Below are 21,863 nucleotides of genomic sequence, written 5' to 3' on the forward strand. Positions count from 1 at the left end.
ATTATTGGTTCTCTCGCTCTTTCAGCACATATTCCGCGATGGCGTCGATGAGGCCCTCGACATTCTTGGCGTCCTGCAATGCGCCGTCCATCGGGATATAGACGTTGAATTTTTCCTCGAGGGCGGTGAGGATCATGACGATATCGACGGATTTGAGGCCGAGGCTCTCGATCGTCGCATCGGGCGTGACCTTGGTCCGGTCGATCATGCCTTCCTTGGCGATGACCTCGACGATCTCTTCGACGAGCTTGGCCTTATCCTGCGGATCTTCAGCCACGTCCACCTCCGTTCAGGGTCCAATCAGCCAGTCGGGCCGCCCCCCGGGGGCGGGCGGCGCTCCGGTTCTCGTTAAGGCGCCCGGAAGCGAAAATAAAGCCCGGCGCGGGCGAAGGCTGCGGATATGGGTGGCGGCGCGCGGCGCTTCATGCAAGAAGACGCCCGCAACCCCGTCATTGTTCGAGGCTCGCTCATGAGTTTGCAAGATGCGCCGCTGGCTGGCGTTTTTCCACCGGGAACCGAGGAGGGCTGGCGTAAAATCGTCGATCGGGCGCTGAAGGGCGGGTCCTTCGACCGGCTGCTGTCCAAGACCTACGACGGGGTCGAGATATCCCCGCTCTACCAGCGCGCGACCGCGCCGGGCCCGCGCGCGCTGCGCGCCGCGGCCGGCCGCTGGTCCATTCTGGCGCGGGTCGATCTTGCCGACCTCGACACGGCCAACGCCTCGGCGCTCGGCGATCTCGAGGGCGGCGCCGACGGCTTGCACATCGTCTTCGCCGGCGCCCAGGGCGCCTATGGGACGGGCCTTTGCGACGATGGCGAGGAGGCGCTCGCCCATGTCTTCGACAAAATCCGCTTCGACTACGGAATTCCCGCGCTTGTGGAATTTTCCCCGCGCGCGCCGAAAGCGGTGGATACGCTGCTGCGCCTGCTCGACCGCGCCCATATAGAGCCGAGCATCACGCGCCTCTCCTTCGGGCTCGATCCGCTCGGCGCGAAGGCGCTGCACGGCTTTTCCCCCGCGCCTTGGGGCGAGGAGAGCAAATCCTTCGCGGCGCGCGTAAGGAGCCTCGCCGCCGCCGGCTATCGTTTCGGGACCGTCGCCGCCGACGCCCGCGTGATCCACGCCGCCGGCGGAACCGAGGCGCAGGAGCTCGGCTTCGCGCTCGCCGCCGCGCTCGCCTATCTGCGCGCGCTCGAGGAGGGCGGCCTGCCGCTCGAGGAGGCGCGCGCGCTCATCGCCTTCCGCCTCGCGGCGGACGCCGATGAATTCGTCACCATCGCCAAATTCCGCGCGCTGCGGCGGCTGTTCGCCCGTGTGGAGGAGGCTTGCGGCCTCGCGCCGGCCCCGATCTTCGTCCATGCCGAGACGGCCTGGCGCATGATGACGCGGCGCGATCCCTGGACCAATCTTCTGCGCGCCACGCTCGCCTCTTTCGGCGCGGCGATCGGCGGCGCCGACGCCGTCACCGTCCTGCCCTTCACCCAGGCGCTCGGCGCGCCGGATGATTTCGCCCGCCGCCTCGCCCGCGACACGCAGCTGGTGCTGCAGGACGAGTCCCACATCGATGCGGTCGACGATCCGGCGAGCGGCTCCGGCGGCATGGAGGCGCTGACCGAGGCGCTCTGCGAGCGCGGCTGGGCCGAGTTCCAGAGCCTCGAGGCCGAGGGCGGCCTCGCCGCGGCGCTCGACAAGGGCTCCTTCCAGGGCCGCGTCGCCGAGACCGCCGGCAAGCGCGCGCAGAATGTCGCGCGCTCGCGCGACAAGATCACCGGCTGCAATGCGTTTCCCGATATCGGCGAGGCGCCGGTCGCTGCGCTCGCGCCCTTCGACGCCTCGCTCGCCGAGGCGCCCGCACCCGCCGGCGCGCTGCGATCGCCGCCGCTGCGTCCGCGCCGTCTCGCCGAGCCTTTCGAGGCGCTGCGCGACCGTTCCGACGCCGCGCTCGCCGAGAAGGGCGCGCGGCCGCGGATTTTCCTCGCCAATCTCGGCGCCGTGGCGGCGTTCACGGCGCGCGCCAATTTCGCCAAGAATTTCTTCGAGGCGGGCGGCATAGAGGCCGTCTTCGGCGAAGAGGGCGCAGATGTCGCGGCGGCCTTGCGCGCGAGCGGCGCGACGCTCGCCTGCGTCTGTTCCTCCGACGCGATCTATGCGGAAAAAGCCGAGCAGGCGGCGCGCGATCTCGCCGCCGCCGGCGCGCGGGTCTATCTCGCCGGCCGGCCGGGAGAGCTCGAGACGGCGCTGCGCGCGGCCGGCGTTGCAGAATTTATTTACGCTGGCGGCGATATGTTCGACACATTGCAGCGTGCGTTGGCGGAGGCGGGGTGATGCGTCGGCAGGGGATTTTCGTATTGGGCGCGATGATGGCGATCGGCGCCGCGCAGGCGGCTCCGCGCGAATCGGCGAGCGCCGCGCCGGAGGCCGGCCGCTATGACGGCGCCTGGACGTTCGAGGCGCGCACGACGGTCGGCTCCTGCCCGGGGCTGCTGCCCGATCAAATCGAGATTCACGGCGACCTCTTGGTCGGCACGCAGGCCGGCGCCGCGGCGCTGGCCGCCGGCCGCATGGCGCATTGGGGCTATGTGGAGGGCGACGGCGCGATCATGACGCGCTTCACCACGCAGGGCGGCCGCGTGGCGCGCGCCCATGGCCATTTGCGCGGCAACGTCGGGCAGGGGGCGTGGTCCTCCTCCACCGACAAATGCGGCGGCGCCTGGCGCGCCCATCGCGGCGGAGCGCAACGCGCGGGGAAATGATCTTTCGGCGCAATCCGTCGTCTCGCGCCGCGCAGCCGGAAATGTCCGGCGACGCGCTTTCCGAAAATCGCATCGCGGACCAGCGCGCGGCAAACGCCTCGCGAGACCTTCGATCGCGTCGCGCGCATCGTTTCGAAAGCTTTCTTTCGATCTCGACCGAAGGATGATCTCGACCGCCGCTGTCGCGGCGACGCCATGTTTTTCTAGGCGCGCGGCATCGTGTCGAGGCGACGCGCTCTGCTGGACAGCGCCCATGTGGGCGTGAGATAAACGCCGGCCTTCAGCTTCGGAGCAATGGTGGCCTATGCCCAAGATTGTCGACTGCGTCATCGGGTTCAATGAAATCGACATGCTCATGCTGCGGGTCGCCGAACTGACCAATGTCGTCGATTCATTCGTCGTCGTCGAATCTTGCAAGACGCACACCGGCGCGGACAAGCCGATATTGCTCGCCGATGCGGTCTCCGAGCTTCGAGGCGCCGGCTACGACATCGTGCATTACGTCATCGACGACATGCCCGGCGCCTTCGGCAATGCGCCGGAGCTCGGATGGATCGTCGAGAATTTGCAGCGCAATTGCATTCTGCGCCCGCTTTCCACGATGGGACTCGGCGACGACGCCATCATCATCGTGTCGGACATCGACGAGATACCCCGTCCCGAATGCGTCGCGGAGCTGCCGGCGCTGCTCGACAATCCTCGCAACATCGCCATTTTCGAAATGGCGATGAAAAAATATTTCGTGAACAACAATTCCAATTGTCATTACAACAACACGCCTTGGCTCGGGTCTGTCGCTTGCCGCTACGGCTTGCTGAAATTCATCATGCCGCAAGGCGCGCGGATGGGAGATCCGATCAGCCCGCGCGGCGCTTGCATCAATCTCGGCTACGATCGGGAACTCTATTCCTACGAGCGGCGCGTGCCGAACGGCGGCTGGCATTTTTCCAGCATGGGCGGCATGGAGGCGCTCGCGCTGAAAATGCAGTCGATCGTCGAGCGCACGCGCGCCAACACCGAGGCCGTCGCGAAGCCGACGCGATTCGGAAAGCACAATCAAAGCAGCTTCCGCGACGCCAACGCAGACGCCGTCTCCAATTTCCTGGTCGAGCATACGCCCGAGCTGACCCATGTGCGCGCGCCGACATTGAAGGATGTCGCCGAGCTCGACATTCCCGACGCGCTGAAAAAATCGCCGCGCCAATTCGACTTTCTGTTCTATTTCGCCGACGCCATCGACGACGCGACCAGCGCTGTCGACGAATTGCCGCCGATCGAGCAGCTGCCGTTTCCAGGATCGTTGCGGAATTATGCGCCGAACGCGGTCGAGCGGCTTCGGTCGCATATGAACCTCGCCGGCAAGAATGTGCTGCTGGTCGGCTATTCGGAGGCGCAGGCGCAGTCTTTGATGGCGCAGGAAGGCATCGGCTCGGCGAAGCGCTTGGCCTTGTGGGAGGACCATATCGACGCCTATGGATCGGGGTTCCCCGTGATCATCGGCGACATATGCGGCAAGACGTCATTCGACGACGACACATTCGATGCGGTTATTTTCATGTCCGTATGGGAGCACCTGTACGACATCGAGAGCGCATGTCGAGAATCCGCGCGCATCACGAAGAATGGCGGCCTCGTCTTCTCCGAGTTCGGACCTCTCTGGACAGGCGCGACTGGGCATCACCTCTACCTCGACGGCGGCAATCCCGCTCTGGATTTCACGCTGCGGCAGCTCCCGAGCCACATGCATCTGCTCTACGATCGCGAGACGATCGCGCGCTATCTCTCCGATCATCGCGGCATACACAGCGATCATGCCGGCCGGGCGGTAGAGTTCATCCTCGACTCCGATAACATCAATCGCGCGCCGGCATCGGCCTATTTCGACGCCGTGCGCGATTTGCGGCCGATCGTGACAGAGAATTATGTGTCGCCGGTGCGGCCGGATATTCTTCGACATCTGCGTGCGCGATGGCCGCAATACGATCGATTCGAATTAGATGGAGGCGCTTGGCTCTTTGCTGTCGACAAGACGGGCGAAAGCATGGGGAGAACCGACGCTGCGGCGTCCGGGACGTCGATCGACGCCGCCCGCGCCAGCGAAGCTATCGCGACGCTACCCGTCACGCGAGAGACAGGCGACCGAAAGATGAACGAAAACACTTATGACTTGAAGCCCGTGCGGACGCTTCACACGCTGGAGGCGGATCGCTGGCTCGGTCGTCCGGGCTGCGCATTCTGGTGCGAATGGGATCACCAGGGCGAAACGCCGAGGAGCTTCGCCTGGATCGTCGAAGACCTGGAGCGACAAAACTGGCGGCGTTTCATCGCGCCGGGCAGCACGGTCGTCGACGTCGGCGGCCATTCCGGCGACACCGCCGTGCCGATGGGGCTTTTCGCTTATGATCGGGAGGGCGATCGGCGGGGCAAGGTCATCGTCGTCGAGCCCAATCCCGAAGTTCTGAAAGTGATGACCATCAATCTCGCGATGAACCCGCACATCGCCGATTTCAAGATCATGCCCTGCGCGATCACCGAGCGCGATGTCGACGAGATCGAGCTCTCCGATCACGGCAATGCGCATTGCAACGGCGGGGTCATCGAGAATACGCATTATTCGGACGAATGCACGGGCAAGATCGCAGCCGCCTCCGTCAACCGCTATAAGGCGCGCGGCGTGACGCTGCCGACTCTTCTGAGGGAATGCGGCGTCGAGGATTTCTCGACGGTTTCCTTCATCAAGACCGATTGCGAAGGCTACGATAAGGACATCCTTCGCGGCAGCGCCGAATTCATTCGCGCCTACCAACCGAATCTGTTCGTCGAATGGTTCGCTTGGTTCTCTCCCGAGGACGATGCGGATTTGTTCCAGGCCGTCGATGAGATCGGCTATGTCGCCTATGATCCGACGACTTTGGCGCCGGCGCGGCTGGACCACCGGATTTCGGATATTTTGTGCTTGCCGAAGGGCCGGGCGCCGAGCCCGTAGCGTCGATGCGCCGACTGCGAACGTGATTCGATATCCAAAAGGACGAATTTATGACTGCGATGCGAGATAGACTTGTCGGCGCTCTTCACTATGGCGCGGATCCATTCGCCGGCTTCCCGGAAGGAGCTTATGAGACGGACCCCCAGGGCTGGCGTTCGGAGCATCCGTATCTGAGCGAAACGATCGAGATGGCGCGTCCTTCGCTGATCGTGGAGGTCGGCGTGTGGAAAGGCGGCTCGACCATTTACATGGCCGATAAAGCAAAATCTCTAGGCCTGGATTGCGCTATCGTATCCGTCGACACCTTTCTCGGGGCGTGGGAGCATTGGATAATCGAGGAATGGCGCGACAGTCTGAAGCAGAAATATGGATATCCGTCTTTATACTATACCTTTGCTGCGAATGTGATCGCCCGTGGCGTCGCTGATTACGTCGTCCCCCTTCCTATCGATTCCAATAACGCCGCCGAAATCATGAGACATTACGGCTTCTCCCCGGACATCGTCCATATCGACGCGGGGCACGACCGAAAAGCCGTCCTCTCTGATCTCGAATTATGGTGGAAGCTGCTGGCTCCGGGCGGATATATCATCGGGGACGACTACGATCCGAATATGCAGGTTTGGCCCGAGGTGGCCATGGCGTTCCACGAATTTTTCGGAACCGACCGCATCGAAAATTTCGATGGCAAGTGCCGGATTCGCAAGATGGTCGGCAAATTGTGAGGATTCGGGCGGCGTAGCGAGCGCGCGGCGAACGGCGCTGTAAAGTCGAATCGACGAGGGCCGGGACGCTGAAACGTTCCGGCTCCGCACGCCTCGGTTCCGGTCCTCGCCGAACGCCGGCGGCCTCTTCGGCGACAGGGTCGCGCTCCTTCAGCGGAAGAAAAAGGCTCGGTTCAACCAAGCGACGCCGGCGAAACCTGCGAGGCCGAGCGCGACGACGATCGTCGCCGCTCGCGCGCGCGTCATCGTCGGATCGCGCAAAAGCAGGACGCGGCCGACGAAGCTCGTCGCAAAGCCTGCGGCGACCAGGGTCGTGAAAATCAATGAGATCATCTCGACGAGCCCGCAGCGTGGTCCGCTCGGGTGGTCGAAGATCGGCCGCCCCAAAAATGCGGTGACGGCGAGCCAGAGGATCGATACGGCGGCGAGCGACCGCCATCCGCGCGTCGCGAGCGTCGAGGCGAATGGAATGAGATAGAATGCGATCGGGAGCAGGATCATGAGCGCCTGCTCCGAGCGCATCCGCTCAATACTCGTCCGCGCCGAACACCGGCGGCAGCTGCGATCCGCGCGCGGCCTGACGCGAGGCGACCGGCGTCGGCCCAGGGGCGGATTGCTGCGGGATGGAGGCGGTGAGGCCGAGGCCGTCGCGCTGATAAATATCCTCGCGGAACTGCATCACCCCGTCGGGCGTCGCCCAGGCGGTGACATAGACCCAATAGACCGGCACGGCGGGGGATATTTTCACGTCTATGCGCTCGCCGGAGCGGATCGCCTCGTCGATATGGTCGCGATCCCAGCCGGGCGTCTCCTTCAGCAGCCAAGCGACATAGTCGCGCACATTCTGCAGGCGGATGCAGCCGGAGGAGACGAAGCGGAAGTCGTCGCCGAAAATGCCTTTGGCCGGCGTGTCGTGCATATAGACGCCGTAAGGATTGGCGATGTCGATGCGCACCACGCCGAGCGAATTGAAATCGCCGCCCGTGTCCTGGCGGAATTTGTAGTTCAGCGCCTCGAGCGAGTTCCAATTGATCTGCTGCGGGGAGAGCTCGACGCCGTCCTTATTGTAGACGCGGATGTGATTGTCCGAGAGATAGTTGGAGTCCGCCTGCATCTTGGGGATCAGATCCTTGCGGATGACTGAGGCGGGCACGGTCCAGAACGGGTTGAAATTGACCTGGATCGCCTTGGTCTGCATCACCGGGGACTGGCGGTCGATCTTGCCGACGCCGGCGGTGTGATGGGTGACGACGGCGCCGTTCTCCACCGTCTCCACAGTGGCGGCGGGGATGTTGGCCGTGACATAGCGATTGCCGAGATCGCGCGAGAAGCTGCGCAGCCGCACCAGATTGGTCTCGAGCTGGCGCAGGCGCAACTCGGCGGAGACGTTGAGCGCGGCGAAGGTCTGCGTCGAGACGACGCCGGTGGCGTTGACGCCGTGGCGCGCCTGGAAGCGGCGCACCGCGGCTTCGACGTAAGAGTCGAAGACCGGGCTCACGCCGGCCTCGGCGCCGATGTCGCCGGAGACGATGAGGCGCCGGCGCAGCGCCGAGACGGCCGGGCTGTTGGAGCCGAGCCGCAGCTGCTGGCCGGCCGGCACCAGGGGCCAGCCGCCGCGCGCGGCGATCTCCTGAAGCTGCGCGATGGCCGCCTCTGTCGCGGCGACCGTCTGCGTCGAGAGGATGGGGGTCGTCGAGCGCGAGACGGTGAGCCGGGGATCGGCGTCATAGCGCTGCGCCCATTCGGCCTGGCCGTCATAGGCGTCGCCCGCGGCGATGGCCGCGGGGGCCGCGGCTCCGGCGAGCGCGATCATGCTCAACGAAAAGACGGACTTCGAAAACTTACGCAAGGGGAAGCTCCAATCCGACTGCGCCCTCACGAGGGGCGAGCCGCGGTCGCGCGGCGTCGATAGATTTGCGATTCTTTCGTTAAAAAGGCGCGAATAGTCCGGCGCTTTTGTGACGCGCCGCGAAAATCGACGAATGCTCGACACGTCCCCCGCGCATGACGTAACGAGAGGGCGATTTTTCACGTATGACAGGGTGGACGTTTGGGAGCGCCAAACCCCGAGGAGGAATGGGCCGTGCTGATGCGCGCCGCCATAGCGGGCGATGCGGGCGCCTATGAGAGGCTGCTCCTCTCGCTGACGCCGGCGCTGCGCGGGATCGCGCGTCGCAATTGCGCGCGCCTCGGCCTCGATGTCGGCGAGGCGGAGGATGTGGTGCAGGAGACCCTGCTCGCCATTCATTTGAAGCGCGACACTTGGGATATGGCGCGGCCGATCGGCCCCTGGATCATGACCATAGCGCGCAACAAGCTCGTCGACGCGCGCCGCCGGCGCGGCGCCAAAACGGCGCTGCCGATCGACGACGCCTTCGATCTCGCGGCGCCCGAGGCGGCGGACGATGGGATCGACCGGCAGGATATCGACCGTATGCTCGGCGAGCTCGGCGAACGCCCGCGCGAGCTGGTGCGGTTTCTGTCGATCGAGGGACATTCGGTGAAGGAGGCGGCCGAGCGCTATCGCATGAGCGAGGGCGCGGTGCGCGTGGCGCTGCATCGGGCGATCAAGAGCCTGGCGGCGCTCTATCGGAGAGGCGAGAGATGAAGACGCAAGAGCTGATCGGCGCTCTGGTCGCGGACCATGCGCCGTCGCGTTTTCGCTTCGCGCAGATTTTCGCGTCGTCGCTCGCGGCGGCGGGGCTCGTCGCGGCGCTGCTGTTCGTCGCTTTCATCGGCGTCCGGCCGGACATCGGCGCCGCCGTCCACGAGCCGCGCTTTTTGGCGAAATTCGCGGTGACGCTCACTTTGCTGGCGACCGGCGGCGGCCTGTTGCGGCGGCTCGCGGCGCCGGGCGTCGAGGCCGGCGCGTGGCGCTTCGCGCCTCTGCTCGCGCTCGCCGCTCTCGGCGTCGCCGTGGCGCTCGAGCTCGTCGCCGCGCCGGCGGAGAGCTGGGACGCGCGGCTCGTCGGACAAAACGCGGCCATCTGCCTGATGGCGATCCCGCTCATCGCGGCGGGCCCGCTCGCCATTCTCCTCTTCGCCTTGCGGCGCGGCGCGCCCGGCCGGCCGGCGCTGGCCGGCGCGGTGGCCGGCCTCGTCGCCGGCGCGCTGGCGGCGAGCTTCTATGCGGCCCATTGCACGGATGACAGCCCGCTCTTCGTCGCCGTGTGGTATTCGCTGGCGATCGGCTTCGTCGCGCTCGCCGGCTCGGCGCTCGGCGCGCGATTGTTGCGATGGTGAGCGCGAGCGAGCCGCTTCGCGCCGATGTGGCGCTGTGCGAGCGCGGCTTTTTCGAGAGCCGCGCCAAGGCGCAGGAGGCGATCCTCGCGGGCCTCGTCGAGGTGGGCGGCCGCAAAATCGCCAAGCCGTCGCAGCTCGTTCCGCCGGACGCCGAGATCGTGGCGCGGGCGCCGCACCCTTACGTCTCCCGTGGCGGCGTCAAGCTCGCCCATGCGCTCGCGGCTTTCGGCGTCGATGCGCAGGATCGCTATTGCCTCGATGTCGGCGCTTCGACCGGCGGCTTCACCGACGCGCTGCTGCGCGCCGGCGCGCGCCATGTCGTCGCGGTGGACGTCGGCCATGATCAATTGCACGAGAGATTGCGCGCCGATGCGCGCGTCACCTCGCTGGAGGGACAGGATGCGCGCGCTCTGACGCGGGAGCATCTGGCCGAGGCGCCGTCGCTGATCGTGATCGACGCCAGCTTCATCTCGCTGGCGCTGGTGCTGCCTCCGGTGCTGCCGCTCGCGGCCGGCGGCGCGGAGCTGCTCGCTTTGGTCAAGCCGCAATTCGAGGCCGGCCGCAAGGCGGGCAAGAAGGGCGTCGTGCGCGACGAGGCCATTCATGCGCAAGTCTGCGCGCGCATTTCCGCGGAGGTCGAGACATTGGCCTGGCGTGTGCTCGGCGTCATCGCCTCGCCGATCGAGGGCGGCGACGGCAATCGCGAATTTCTCCTCCATGCGCGGCGGGACTGATGTTGCAAAGACTTACCATCGAACGTCTCGGCCATAAGGGCGAGGGAGTCGCCCGCACGGAGGACGGGCTCGTCTTCGCCGCTTTCGCTTTGCCCGGCGAGACCGTCCTCGCCGAGGTGGAGGGCGAGCGCGCCCGTGTCGTCGATATTCTCGAGCCCTCGCCGGATCGCATCGAGCCTTTCTGCCCGCATTACGGCGTTTGCGGCGGCTGCGCCGTGCAGACATTTGCCGCGCCCGCCTATGCGCAATGGAAGCGCGGCCTCGCCGAGACGGCGCTGCGCAACGCCGGGCTCGATTGGCCGGTCGAACCGCTGATCGACGCCCATGGCGCCGGGCGTCGGCGCGTGACCTTCCATGCTCGTTATGAGAGGGGCGTTGCGCATGTCGGCTTCATGCGCGCGCGCTCGCATGATCTCGTCGAAATCGACGTCTGCCCCTTGCTCGAGCCGCGCCTCGCCGGCGCGCCGGCGGCGGCGCGCGCTCTGGCGCAGGCGCTCGCCTTGCGCGGCAAGCCGCTCGACATAGCGGCGACGGCGGCGACGGGCGGGCTCGATATCGACATTCGCGGCGCCGGCGCGCTCGAGGAGCGCGAGACTCTGGCGCTGCTGGAGCTCGCCGAAAGCCTCGATCTCGCCCGTCTCGCCAATCATGGGCGGCTGGTGACGCTGCGCCTGCCGCCCGGCGTGATGATCGGCAATATCCAGGTCTTTCCGCCGCCGGGCGCCTTTCTCCAGGCGACCGCGGAGGGCGAGGCCGCTATCGCCCGCCTCGTCGCGAAGGGCGTAGGCGACAAGGCCAAGAATGTGGCCGATCTCTTCTGCGGCGTCGGCGCCTTCGCGCTGCGGCTCGCCGCGCAGGCGCGCGTGACGGCGATCGATTCGGATGTGGCCGCGGTGGAGGCGCTGGACCGCGCCGCCCGCACGGCGCGAGGGCTGCGGCCGATATCGGCGCAGGCGCGCGATCTCTTCCGCCGTCCGCTCGATGTTCAAGAACTGAACGCTTTCGACGCCGTCGTCTTCGATCCGCCCCGCGCCGGCTCTATGGCGCAGGCGCAGGCGCTGGCGGCGTCGACCGTGCGCCGCATCGTCGCCGTCTCCTGCGATCCGCAGAGCTTCGCCCGCGACGCCGCAATTCTGAGCAAAGGCGGCTATGCCGCGAAATTCATCACGCCGATCGATCAATTTCGGCATTCGCCGCATCTCGAGCTGGTCGCTCTCTTCGAGCGCGCGGCGGAAGCAGCGCCACGCCGGCGGCTGCTGTCGCGCTGACGCGGCGGGCGGGGAGCGATCCGCTACGTAGGTCTACTTATGGCGAAACGTCGCGCAAATCTTACATTCTCTCGATGCGTTTCATGTGACAAAGGCGAATTTTCAAATAAGCCTTTCGCGGCGCAGCGGGGAATTGTCTTGCCAGCCCCGCCGAGTTGGGCATAGGATTTGCGTCCATGTCCAGCGTGGGCGCCGGCTCCCCCCTAGGGGCCGGCTCGAATCTGGAAGGAGATGGTCACATGAATGCGCTTCTCGCCGCAACATTGTGCAGTATCATCCTCGGCGGACTTCCTGTCGCCGCCGCCGCTTACGTGCGGGTCCGTCGCAACGATGAAGCGCATCGTCGCCGCCATTGGTAATCGAGGTGATCTTCGCTGACCGCCGTCGAAAAAGGACGCGATGACACGGGGCTGCTCGATCGCCTGAGCGCGATCGTGGGAACCGCCGGCGTCATCGTCGACCCCGGCGATATGGCGGCCTATCTCCGCGAGCCGCGCGAGGCGTTCTTCGGACGCGCTCCTTGCGTCGTCAAGCCGCGAAGCGCCCGCGAGGTCGCTTCCGTTCTCGCCCTCTGCAATGAGGCCGGCGTCGGCGTCGTTCCGCAGGGCGGCAATACAGGCCTCGTCGGCGGCCAGACGCCCGACGAAAGCGGCGCGCAGATCGTGCTGTCGCTGCAAAAGCTCGACAAGATTCGCGAGATCGATCTTGCTTCCGACACGATGACGGTCGAGGCCGGCGCCATTCTCGCCAATGTCCAGGCCGCCGCGGAAGCCGTCGGCCGCTACTTTCCTCTTTCGCTCGCCGCCGAAGGCAGCTGCACCATAGGCGGCAATCTCGCCACCAATGCCGGCGGCGTGCATGTGATCGCCTATGGCGCGACGCGCGATCTCGCGCTCGGGCTCGAGGTGGCGCTCGCCGACGGGCGGCTGCTGTCCGGCCTCTCCAAGCTGCGCAAGGACAATACGGGCTATGACCTCGCCCATTTGTTCATCGGCTCGGAGGGAACGCTCGGAATCATCACCGCCGCGACGCTGAAGCTCTTCCCCTTGCCAAGGTCACGCGCCACCGCTTTCGTCGGCCTTGCCGATCCGCGCGCGGCTTTGAAGCTGCTGACGCTCGCCAAGGCGCGCGCCGGCTCGGCGCTGGTCGCCTTCGAGCTGATTCCGCGCATCGGCGTCGAATTCACGACGCGCCATATCGCCGGGGTTCGTGATCCGCTCGCCGGCGCGCATGGCTGGTATGTGCTGATGGAGTTGGCCTCGCCCGCCGAGAGCGGCGTCGAGGATCAGCTGACCGAATTGCTCGGCGAGGCGATGGAGCAGGGCATAGCCGAGGACGCCGCCCTCGCCGCGACGCTGGAGCAGCGCGCCGGCCTATGGAAGCTGCGCGAGACGATGCCGGAGGCGCAAAAGCCCGAGGGCGCCTCGATCAAGCATGACGTCTCCGTGCCGCTCGAGTCGATTCCCGATTTTCTCGCGGAGGCGAGCGCCCTCGTCGCCGTCCATGCGCCGGGCGCGCGGCCGACGCCCTTCGGCCATATGGGCGACGGTAATATTCACTACAACATCTCGCAGCCCGAAGGCGCTGATCGCGTCGCCTTTCTCGCCCGCCGCGAGGAGATCAACGCGCTCGTCCATGGGCTGGTGACGAAATATGCGGGCTCGGTCTCCGCCGAGCATGGAATCGGCGCGCTCAAGCGCGATCTTTTGCGAAAAGTGAAGGACCCTGTGGCGCTCGAGCTGATGCGCGCGATCAAATCCGCGCTCGACCCGAAGGGCGTCCTCAATCCGGGGAAGCTTCTGTAGGCGTGCGAGCTTGGCGCTTGCGGCGCTTTTGCGCGGGCGCGGCGCGGTCGGCGGCGCCGCCTTCGAAGCCCACGAGAATCTCGTAATCATCGGCCGCCTGGGCGCCGAGATAGGGCACCGACAAAGGCTCCGAGATCACGCGGAACTCGCCGCGCGCGGCGCCCGCGGGCACGCTCGCGGTGACGTGATAGCTCTTGGAGGCGAGGATCGATTCGTCCTTCTGCCGCCGCGCGGCGATTTTCAGCGTGCCCGAGAAAGACCCAGGCTGGCCGGCGGGGCCGAGCACGGCCGCGCCCTCGGCGCCGACCTTGATCAGAATCTGATCGCCGGAAACCGAGCATTCGCGCGCGAGATGCGACAGCGAGAGCTGATAGCGCACCGAGGAATTATCCGCCCCCGGCGGAACGCGCAGCGTGGCGGCGCCGGTGTCGACGAGAATCTCGGGGCAGTCGACCGCCGCGCCCGGCGCGGCCTGCGCGGGCCGGTCGGATTTTTGCGGCTCCTTCTCGCCGCCGCCGAAGACGGAGAGGGGGTTGGGGAAGTCGAAAGCGCGGGCCCCGCTCGCCATCAGCGCGGAAATCGAGAGAATCGCGAAATAGCGCCGCATCATCCGTCCCGTGTCCATCGGCCTTTCACCCTTTGCTCCGCCGCCCCTCCCCAACCCTCCCTCGCTGCGCGGGAGAGGGAGCGGATTCGGTGCGTCATCCGAGGCGCACGCCTTACCGCCATCACGGCAGTTTGGCGAATCCCTCCTTGAAGCCGGCCAGCGACAGCGGCAGGCCGACGCCCTCGTCGGGCGTGAGATAAATGACGAAAGTCGCCGTTTTTCCGTTCTTGAGCTGATCGACGAGCGCATCGTCCATCACCACATCGGCGACGCAGCCGGAGGGCAGGCAGCGCACGAAGCCGGTGTCGCCGATGCGCGTCTTGTCGATGGTGAGGCCGAGGCCTTTGATCAGCAAGACATTCAGCGGCGCGATGACGCGCAGCAGCCGGCTCTTGCCGTCGCTGGTCTTCAGCACGACGACGACGAGATTGACATTGGCCTTGTCCTCCGCCGCCACGCTCTGAATCAAAGCGCATTGCTCAGCGGCGGCGCCGGCCGGCGTCTCGCAGCGAATCTCCCAATCGCCATATTTGGACTTCACCGCGCCTTGCGCGGCGGCGGGCGACGCGGCCCCCCATGCTGCGATTGCGAAAAACAGCCCCGCGACCACATGTCGCAACCTCGCGAGCCGGAGAACGGCGGCGTGCGGCCTCATTTTCGCTCCATGTTTCTTTCGCTGCGGATTCCAATGGCCCTTAGGATCAAAAGCGGGCCGAAACGGGGCGTTACGAAAAAGTTACGAGGGTGAAGCTCTGCGTAGCAAATGGCCGCCCGCTGTCAAGCGGAAGGGCGCCGACGCCGCATTTTTGCGCAGGGCGCGATGGCGCGACTTTTTGTCAGGCACAGTGTGGCGCCGCAGCGATTGCGCGGCGCAGCCGTTTGTGGTTGAACCCGCGTGGGAATACCTGACGGGCTGGATTTGTGGCGGGTTCGGCTCGATCAAAACAACCGGATAACAAAATCATAACGACCTTGTTCCTGAGGTCCGAGAGGCGATCTTCATGCTCATCGGCAGACGACCCACACTCCGCCGCGCGGCTTTGACGGCCGGCGCCGTTTTTTCCCTCCTCCTGCTCGCGGGCGTGGCGTCCGCGGAGGTGTTGGGCCAGCCCACTCCGGGAGGTCTCGGTCTCCCGGCGACCGTGACGGAAGTCGGCGCCGAGACGCAATTTTTCTACAATGTCATTCTGCTTCCCATCATCAGCTTCATCGGTCTCTTCGTTCTCGGTCTTCTGATTTATGTCTGCTGGCGGTTCAACGAGCACGCCAATCCCGTTCCCTCCAAGCTCACCCATCACACCGGCCTCGAGGTCGTCTGGACGCTGGTTCCGGTGCTGATCCTGGTGTTCATCGCCATTCCCTCCTTCCGCCTGCTGGCGCATCAGGTGGAAATCCCCGAGCCGAAGGTGACGATCAAGGTCACCGGCAATCAGTGGTACTGGTCCTACGCCTATCCCGAGGATCAGGGCGGCGGCTTCTCCTTCGACCAGTTCATGAAGACCGACGCCGATCTGAAGCCGGAGAATGGCGACGTGCGCCTGCTCTCGGTGGACAATGAGGCGGTGGTGCCGGTCGGCGAGGTCATCAAGCTCCAGGTGGTCGCCTCCGACGTGATCCACTCCTACACGATTCCGGCCTTCACCGTCCGCATCGACGCGGTGCCCGGCCGCCTCAACGAGACCTGGTTCAAGGCCGAGAAGGAAGGCATTTTCTACGGCCAATGCTCGAAGATCTGCGGCAAGGATCATGCGTTCATGCCGGCCGCCATCCGCGTCGTCTCCAAGGAGAAATACGCCGAATGGCTGGTCGAGGCGAAGAAGAAGTTCGCCAAGGTCGACGACGGCCGCGTGCGCGTGGCCGCCGAGGCCGACGTGCGCTGACGCTTCGTCGCCGCGCGACATCTTTTCGCAAAGTCGAACCGAACAAACCGAGCATTCTTCGAGGATCACGACCATGGACGCCATCTCGACCGAGGCGGGGGCCCACCACGACCATCCCACCGGCCTGCGCCGCTATCTCTTCTCGACCAACCATAAAGACATCGGCACGCTCTATTTGATTCTCGCCGTCGTCGGCGGCCTCATCGGCTTTCTGATGTCGATGGCGATTCGCGCCGAGCTCGCGCATCCGGGCATTTCGGTGTTCCCGGGCATTTCCGCGCTGCTTCATGGCACCGATCCGACCAATATCGACGCGGCCAAGAATCTCTACAATGTGTTCATCACCGCCCATGGCGTGCTGATGATCTTCTTCTTCGTCATGCCGGCGCTGATGGGCGGCTTCGCCAATTGGTTCGTGCCGATCATGATCGGCGCGCCGGACATGGCCTTCCCGCGCCTCAACAACATCTCCTTCTGGCTGCTCGCCGTGGCGCTGGTGCTGGTGGTGCTGTCGACCTTCGCGGAGGGCGCGCCGGGCTCGCTCGGATTCGGCGGCGGCTGGGTGTTCTATCCGCCTTTGTCGTCCAACACGGGCCATCCCGGGCCGGCGATGGATTATGTGATCCTGTCGCTGCATCTGGCCGGCGCCTCGTCGATCCTCGGCTCGATCAACTTCATCACCACCATCTTCAACATGCGCGCGCCGGGCATGACGCTGCACAAGATGCCGCTGTTCGCCTGGGGCATGTTGGTGACGGCCTTCCTGCTGGTGCTGACCTTGCCGGTGCTCGCCGGCGCCATCACCATGCTGCTGACGGACCGCAATTTCGGCACCACCTTCTATGATCCGGCCGGCGGCGGCGATCCGATCCTGTTCCAGCATCTGTTCTGGTTCTTCGGCCATCCGGAAGTCTATGTTCTGATCCTGCCGGCTTTCGGCATCATCAGCCACATCGTCTCCACCTTCTCGCGCAAGCCCGTGTTCGGCTATCTCGGCATGGCCTACGCCATGGTGTCGATCGGCTTCCTCGGCTGCATCGTGTGGGCGCACCACATGTATACGGTCGGCCTGTCGCTCAACGCGCAGCGCTATTTCGTCTTCGCGACCATGGTCATCGCGGTGCCGACCGGCATCAAGATCTTCTCCTGGATCGCGACGATGTGGGGCGGCTCGATTTCCTTCCGCGCGCCGATGTGGTGGGCGATCGGCTTCATCTTCGTGTTCACCCTCGGCGGCGTCACCGGCGTCGTGCTGGCCAACGCTTCCGCCGACCGTCAGCTGCACGAGACCTATTACGTCGTCGCGCATTTCCACTACACGATGTCGCTCGGCGCGGTGTTCGGAGTCTTCGCGGGCTTCTACTACTGGTTCCCGAAGATGACGGGCTACATGTACAACGAGACTCTGTCGAAGGCGCATTTCCTGCTGCTCTTCGCCGGCATCAATCTCGTCTTCTTCCCGCAGCACTTCCTCGGCCTCGCCGGAATGCCGCGCCGCTATATCGACTATCCGGACGCTTTCGCGCTGTGGAACTATTGGTCGTCGGTCGGCGCCGCCATCGCCGCGGTCAGCGTCCTGCTGTTCTTCTACACTGTGGCCGAGGCCTTCCTGCGCAAGCGTGAGGCGGGCGCCAATCCCTGGGGCGTCGGCGCGACCACGCTCGAGTGGACGCTGCCCTCGCCGCCGCCCTTCCATCAGTTCGAGACCCTGCCGCGCATCACCGGCTCGGGCCACCACTGAGGCAATTCCTCCGGCCGCGGCGCCGAGCTGTCGCGGCCGGAGCGATCCGGCTCTTCTCCCGGGACGGACGCCCCGCGAGACCCTCGGACGAGCGGCGACGATCGTCGAAAGATCGAGAACGAGAACGATCGCCGATAAAAAGAGTGAGAGCATGAGCGACGCCTCCTTCATCATCGACGAAGCTTCGGCCCCGCGCGCGCCTGTCGCCGCCCCTGGCGATTATTTCGCCCTGCTGAAGCCGCGCGTGATGTCGCTCGTCGTGTTCACGGCGCTCGCCGGCATTCTGCTGGCTCCTGTCGCGCCGCATCCTTTCATCGCCTTCGCCTCGCTGCTGGCCATAGCCGTCGGCGCGGGCGCGTCGGGCGCGCTCAACATGTGGTATGACGCCGATATCGACCGGCTGATGACGCGCACGCGCGGCCGTCCCATTCCCGCCGGCCGGCTCGGCCGCGAGGAGGCGCTCGCCTTCGGCCTCTTCCTCTCCATAATGGCGGTGTTCACGCTCGGCCTGGTCGCCAATTGGCTGGCCGCCGGTCTGCTCGCCTTCACCATCTTCTTCTATGTCGTCGTCTATACGATGTGGCTGAAGCGCTCGACGCCGATGAATATCGTCATCGGCGGCGCGGCCGGCGCGCTGCCGCCCGTCGTCGGCTTCGCCGCGGCGACCGGCGCCGTCGATCTCTCCAGCGTCATTCTCTTCGGCGTCATCTTCATGTGGACGCCGCCGCATTTCTGGGCGCTGGCGCTGGTCAAGCGCGCGGAATATGGCGCCGCCGGCATCCCCATGCTTCCCAACGTGCATGGCGAGACGCGCACCCGCCTCGAGATCCTCGTCTATTCCATCCTTCTCGCGCCCATCGGCGTCGCGCCCTATCTGCTCGGCTTCGCCTCGCCGGTCTATGGCGCCGTCGCGCTGCTGCTGGGCGCGGCGCTGGTCGCCTGCGCGGTGGAGGTCTATCTGCGCCGCGAGGGCGACAAGGCGCGCCGCGCGGCGATGCGCCTCTTCTTCTTCTCCATCGTCTATTTGACGCTGTTGTTCATGGTTCTGGTGATCGAGAGGCTTCTCGCCCTCTCGTCCTGGCTCGCTTGAGCGGAGGAGCGCATGACGATCGGCCGACATGAGGACACCGAGCGGCGAGAGGGCGTTGTCCTCACGCCGGAGCAGGCGAAGAGCCGCCGCGCCCGCAACATTGCGATCGGCGTCGCCGTCGCGCTGTTCGTGGCGCTCTTCTATTTCGTCACCATAGTGAAGCTCGGCGGCAACGTCGTGCCACGGGCCGAGTGAGGTCGTGATGGGCGCGGATCGCAAAGAGAAAAGCCACGCCGGCAGGGGCGCCTGGCTGCTGATCGGCGGCTCCGTGGCCATGCTGATCCTGTCCTTCGCCTCGGTTCCGCTCTATCGCGCCTTCTGCTCGGCGACCGGCTTCGGCGGCACGACGCAGGTCGCCAAGGTCGCGCCGGCCAAGCCCGGCGAGCGCAGCATCGGCGTGCGCTTCGACGCCAATGTCGCGCGCGATCTGCCCTGGCGCTTCGAGCCGGAGACGCCCCGCATCGTGGTGCGCACCGGCGAGACCGCGACGATCTATTACAAGGTCGTCAATCTCTCCGATCAGGAGACGAGCGGCGTCGCCGCCTACAATGTCAGTCCGGACCAGGCCGGCGCCTATTTCGACAAGCTCGCCTGCTTCTGCTTCTCGGAGCAGAAGCTCGCGCCGCATGAGAGCGCCGAATGGCCGGTGGTCTTCTTCCTCGATCCGGCGCTCGAATCCGACGAGACGATGAGCCGCGTCGAGGAGATCACCCTGTCCTATTCCTTCTTCTCCTCCAAAAAGGCAAAGGAAGCGAAGCCCAAGGAGGCGGCGAGCGGAGAGGGGGCGAAGCCGAAGACGTGATGGAAAAAGAATGCGACGGGGGGCGTCCGCGGCGGGGCGAACCATCCCGAGCGAATGGAGCCTTAGTGAACGAGACCGGCCCGGCCGGCGAAATCTCGAGGAAAATGAAATGTCGGACGGACACGCGAAACCAAATCACGATTACCATCTCGTCGATCCGAGCCCGTGGCCGCTCGTCGGCTCGCTCGCCGCATTGTTCACCGCGATCGGCGCCATTTATTGGATGAAGGGCCTGCCGCTGCTGGGCGTCAAGATCGGCGGCCCGGTTCTGTTCAGCGCGGGCTTCGCCGCCATTCTCTTCACAATGTGGTCCTGGTGGAGCGACATCATCCGCGAGGCGGAGCACGAGGGCCACCACACGGCGGTCGTGCAGCTGCATCATCGCTATGGCGTCATTCTCTTCATCCTCTCCGAGGTGATGTTCTTCGTCGCCTGGTTCTGGGCCTTCTTCAATTCGGCGATCTTTCCGGCCGATCCGCAGCAATTCGCCCGCACCGAGCTGTTTCAGGGCGTGTGGCCGCCGCATGGGATCGAAGTGCTCAATCCCTGGCATCTGCCGCTGCTCAACACGGTGATCCTGCTCACTTCGGGCGCGACGCTCACCTATGCGCATCACGGCCTGCTGCACAATGATCGCGACAAGCTGAAAAAGGGCCTCATCGCCACCATCGCGCTCGGCCTGATCTTCACCTGCGTCCAGGCCTATGAATACGCCCATGCGCCTTTCGCCTTCAAAGGCTCCATCTATGGCGCGAGCTTCTTCATGGCGACCGGCTTTCACGGCTTCCATGTGATCGTCGGCTCCATCTTCCTGATCGTCTGCCTCGCGCGCGCCTATGCCGGCCAGTTCAAGCCGGAGCAGCATCTCGGCTTCGAGTTCGCCGCGTGGTATTGGCATTTCGTCGACGTCGTCTGGCTGTTCCTGTTCGCCTCCATCTATGTGTGGGGCAACTGGGGCGGCCATATGGAGTGACGGGACGAGCCCATTTCGGCTTCTTTTGAGAGAAGCGCCGGCGGGGTCTCGTCGGCGCTTCTTTCGTTTCGTCGATCTCTCGCCCTCGCAAAGGGATAGGAACACTATGGCCGCGGACGAACGCTCCACCGTCAATCCTTATGTCGCCGGCCTGCTCGGCCGCTGCCCGCGTTGCGGCAAAGGACATTTGTTCCGCGGCTTCCTCGCGCTCGCGCCGAGCTGTGAGGTCTGCGGGCTCGATCTCGCCTTCGCCGATTCGGGCGACGGGCCGGCCGTTTTCGTGATGACCATCGCCGGCTTCATCGTCGTCGGCGCGGCGCTCTATGTCGAGGTCGCCTATGCGCCGCCCTATTGGGTGCATGGGCTCATCTTCCTCCCACTCACCGTCATCGTCTGCGCCGGCCTGCTGCGGCCGGCCAAGAGCCTCTTGATCGCCCTGCAATATTTCAACAAGGCGGAGGAGGGGCAGCGCGCCGATGAGGGCTGAAGCGCGCGCCCTCATCGGGCCGGCGATCTTTTCGTTCTTCATGGTGGCGCTGCTCGCCGGGCTCGGCGTCTGGCAGCTCCGCCGCCTCGCCTGGAAGGAGGCGCTGATCGAGCGCGTGGAGACGCGCGCGACCGCCGCTCCGGTCGCGCCGCCGCCCCGCGCGCAATGGGACGCGCTCGCGCCGCAGGATTATGATTTCACCCATGTCCGCGTCTTCGGCCATTTCGATCTTTCGCGCGAGGCGCTGATCTTCTCGCCGCCGCCGTCGGGAGCGGGGGTGGAGCCGGGTTTCCGCGTCATCGCGCCTCTGCTGCTCGACGACGGCGGCGCCATTCTCGTCGATCGCGGCTTTCTGCCGCTCTCGCAGCGCGCCGACGAGACGCGCAAGCGCACGCCCTCGGGTGCTGTCATGCTCACCGGCCTGCTGCGCGGCCCGCAGGCGCGCAATCTCTTCACGCCCGCCGATTCGCCGCAGGACGGGCTGTTCTATACGAGCGACGCGCGGGCGCTTGCCGCGCATTTGAAAATCGCCGACGCCGCGCCTTTTCTGCTCGAGCTCGATCCCGCAGCGCCGGCGCCCGGCCTGCCGCGCGTCTATGATCACAATATCGAGCTTTCCAATAATCATCTCTCCTACGCCATCACCTGGTTCGCGCTGTCGGCGGCGGTCGCCGGAGGCTTCGCCTTCTACGCATTCGGCCGGCTGAAGCAGCGCTGACGCGGCCGCTGATTCTCGAGCGGCGCCGAATCTCACGACGATTTCGGCGT

General features: G+C 65.6%; 22 protein-coding genes. 17 read left to right on the top strand and 5 right to left on the bottom strand.

Annotation, left to right across the window (positions count from 1 at the left end; all coding sequences use genetic code 11):
• Window position 1: 1 nt before the first annotated feature.
• Window positions 2-277 (bottom strand): acyl carrier protein, encoded by a 276-nt coding sequence (locus tag KP010_RS09745; protein ID WP_108917152.1) that lies wholly within the window; start codon window positions 275-277, stop codon window positions 2-4.
• Between the two features lie 192 nt (window positions 278-469).
• Between KP010_RS09745 and KP010_RS09750 the strand changes: the two genes are divergently transcribed.
• The 4 genes from KP010_RS09750 (at window position 470) to KP010_RS09765 (ending at window position 6,465) form a co-directional block, all read left to right on the top strand.
• Window positions 470-2,326, top strand: a complete 1,857-nt coding sequence (locus KP010_RS09750) for a methylmalonyl-CoA mutase family protein (RefSeq protein ID WP_185966509.1) — start codon at window positions 470-472, stop codon at window positions 2,324-2,326.
• Window positions 2,326-2,754, top strand: coding sequence for a hypothetical protein (locus KP010_RS09755; RefSeq protein WP_216280811.1), 429 nt, complete (start codon window positions 2,326-2,328; stop codon window positions 2,752-2,754). The genes KP010_RS09750 and KP010_RS09755 overlap by 1 nt, the downstream gene beginning before the upstream one ends.
• A gap of 304 nt (window positions 2,755-3,058) precedes the next feature.
• Window positions 3,059-5,740: an FkbM family methyltransferase gene (locus KP010_RS09760; protein ID WP_166140976.1), complete on the top strand. Its 2,682-nt coding sequence runs from the start codon at window positions 3,059-3,061 to the stop codon at window positions 5,738-5,740.
• Window positions 5,741-5,790: 50 nt separating this feature from the next.
• Window positions 5,791-6,465 (top strand): class I SAM-dependent methyltransferase, encoded by a 675-nt coding sequence (locus tag KP010_RS09765; RefSeq protein WP_166140977.1) that lies wholly within the window; start codon window positions 5,791-5,793, stop codon window positions 6,463-6,465.
• 150 nt (window positions 6,466-6,615) lie between these two features.
• On the opposite strand, the gene KP010_RS09770 is transcribed toward KP010_RS09765, so the two are convergent.
• Both KP010_RS09770 and KP010_RS09775 read right to left on the bottom strand, forming a co-directional pair.
• A complete protein-coding gene (locus KP010_RS09770; protein ID WP_166140978.1) occupies window positions 6,616-6,966 on the bottom strand; it encodes a hypothetical protein in 351 nt (116 codons plus the stop codon).
• A 25-nt stretch (window positions 6,967-6,991) separates the two neighbouring features.
• Window positions 6,992-8,278 carry a murein L,D-transpeptidase gene (locus tag KP010_RS09775; RefSeq protein WP_166141026.1) on the bottom strand — a complete coding sequence of 429 codons (1,287 nt, stop codon included), beginning with the start codon at window positions 8,276-8,278 and terminating at the stop codon, window positions 6,992-6,994.
• A gap of 276 nt (window positions 8,279-8,554) precedes the next feature.
• On the opposite strand from KP010_RS09775, the gene KP010_RS09780 reads away from it, so the two are divergent.
• The 5 genes from KP010_RS09780 to KP010_RS09800 all read left to right on the top strand — a co-directional run bounded on the left by KP010_RS09780 (window position 8,555) and on the right by KP010_RS09800 (window position 13,515).
• Entirely contained in the window at window positions 8,555-9,073 is a 519-nt protein-coding gene (locus KP010_RS09780; protein ID WP_246728713.1) for a sigma-70 family RNA polymerase sigma factor, read from the top strand.
• Complete coding sequence (locus KP010_RS09785) at window positions 9,070-9,708, top strand: NrsF family protein (RefSeq protein WP_216280812.1); 639 nt, start codon at window positions 9,070-9,072, stop codon at window positions 9,706-9,708. Before KP010_RS09780 ends, KP010_RS09785 begins: the two co-directional genes overlap by 4 nt.
• Window positions 9,702-10,442 carry a TlyA family RNA methyltransferase gene (locus tag KP010_RS09790; RefSeq protein WP_142863224.1) on the top strand — a complete coding sequence of 247 codons (741 nt, stop codon included), beginning with the start codon at window positions 9,702-9,704 and terminating at the stop codon, window positions 10,440-10,442. The genes KP010_RS09785 and KP010_RS09790 overlap by 7 nt, the downstream gene beginning before the upstream one ends.
• The gene (locus KP010_RS09795) at window positions 10,442-11,710 is read left to right on the top strand and encodes a class I SAM-dependent RNA methyltransferase (RefSeq protein ID WP_185966508.1); all 1,269 of its coding nucleotides are present in this window, start codon (window positions 10,442-10,444) and stop codon (window positions 11,708-11,710) included. The genes KP010_RS09790 and KP010_RS09795 overlap by 1 nt, the downstream gene beginning before the upstream one ends.
• A 434-nt stretch (window positions 11,711-12,144) precedes the next feature.
• The gene (locus KP010_RS09800) at window positions 12,145-13,515 is read left to right on the top strand and encodes an FAD-binding oxidoreductase (protein WP_142863222.1); all 1,371 of its coding nucleotides are present in this window, start codon (window positions 12,145-12,147) and stop codon (window positions 13,513-13,515) included.
• Here KP010_RS09800 and KP010_RS09805 read toward each other — a convergent pair.
• On the bottom strand, window positions 13,493-14,125 hold the full coding sequence (locus KP010_RS09805) for a hypothetical protein (protein WP_246659873.1): 633 nt from the start codon (window positions 14,123-14,125) through the stop codon (window positions 13,493-13,495). The two genes, KP010_RS09800 and KP010_RS09805, sit on opposite strands and share 23 nt — an antisense overlap.
• 118 nt (window positions 14,126-14,243) lie before the next feature.
• Entirely contained in the window at window positions 14,244-14,777 is a 534-nt protein-coding gene (locus KP010_RS09810) for an invasion associated locus B family protein (RefSeq protein WP_108917107.1), read from the bottom strand.
• A gap of 346 nt (window positions 14,778-15,123) precedes the next feature.
• Between KP010_RS09810 and coxB the strand changes: the two genes are divergently transcribed.
• From coxB to KP010_RS09850, 8 genes are all read left to right on the top strand, one after another.
• Window positions 15,124-16,002 (top strand): cytochrome c oxidase subunit II, encoded by an 879-nt coding sequence (coxB, locus tag KP010_RS09815; RefSeq protein ID WP_142863220.1) that lies wholly within the window; start codon window positions 15,124-15,126, stop codon window positions 16,000-16,002.
• A gap of 73 nt (window positions 16,003-16,075) precedes the next feature.
• Window positions 16,076-17,743: a cytochrome c oxidase subunit I gene (gene ctaD / locus KP010_RS09820; RefSeq protein WP_142863219.1), complete on the top strand. Its 1,668-nt coding sequence runs from the start codon at window positions 16,076-16,078 to the stop codon at window positions 17,741-17,743.
• A gap of 151 nt (window positions 17,744-17,894) precedes the next feature.
• Window positions 17,895-18,833, top strand: coding sequence for a heme o synthase (locus tag KP010_RS09825; RefSeq protein WP_142863218.1), 939 nt, complete (start codon window positions 17,895-17,897; stop codon window positions 18,831-18,833).
• Window positions 18,834-18,845: 12 nt separating this feature from the next.
• Window positions 18,846-19,028, top strand: a complete 183-nt coding sequence (locus KP010_RS09830) for a hypothetical protein (protein ID WP_108917103.1) — start codon at window positions 18,846-18,848, stop codon at window positions 19,026-19,028.
• Window positions 19,029-19,035: 7 nt separating this feature from the next.
• Complete coding sequence (locus KP010_RS09835) at window positions 19,036-19,635, top strand: cytochrome c oxidase assembly protein (protein WP_142863273.1); 600 nt, start codon at window positions 19,036-19,038, stop codon at window positions 19,633-19,635.
• 109 nt (window positions 19,636-19,744) lie between these two features.
• On the top strand, window positions 19,745-20,608 hold the full coding sequence (locus tag KP010_RS09840) for a cytochrome c oxidase subunit 3 (RefSeq protein ID WP_108917101.1): 864 nt from the start codon (window positions 19,745-19,747) through the stop codon (window positions 20,606-20,608).
• A gap of 106 nt (window positions 20,609-20,714) precedes the next feature.
• Window positions 20,715-21,095: a DUF983 domain-containing protein gene (locus KP010_RS09845; protein WP_108917100.1), complete on the top strand. Its 381-nt coding sequence runs from the start codon at window positions 20,715-20,717 to the stop codon at window positions 21,093-21,095.
• Window positions 21,085-21,813, top strand: a complete 729-nt coding sequence (locus KP010_RS09850; RefSeq protein WP_142863217.1) for an SURF1 family protein — start codon at window positions 21,085-21,087, stop codon at window positions 21,811-21,813. Before KP010_RS09845 ends, KP010_RS09850 begins: the two co-directional genes overlap by 11 nt.
• The last annotated feature ends 50 nt before the right edge of the window (window positions 21,814-21,863 follow it).

This window comes from Methylosinus sp. KRF6, assembly GCF_018887255.1.
In the GTDB taxonomy this organism is placed as follows: Bacteria; Pseudomonadota; Alphaproteobacteria; order Rhizobiales; family Beijerinckiaceae; genus Methylosinus; species Methylosinus sporium.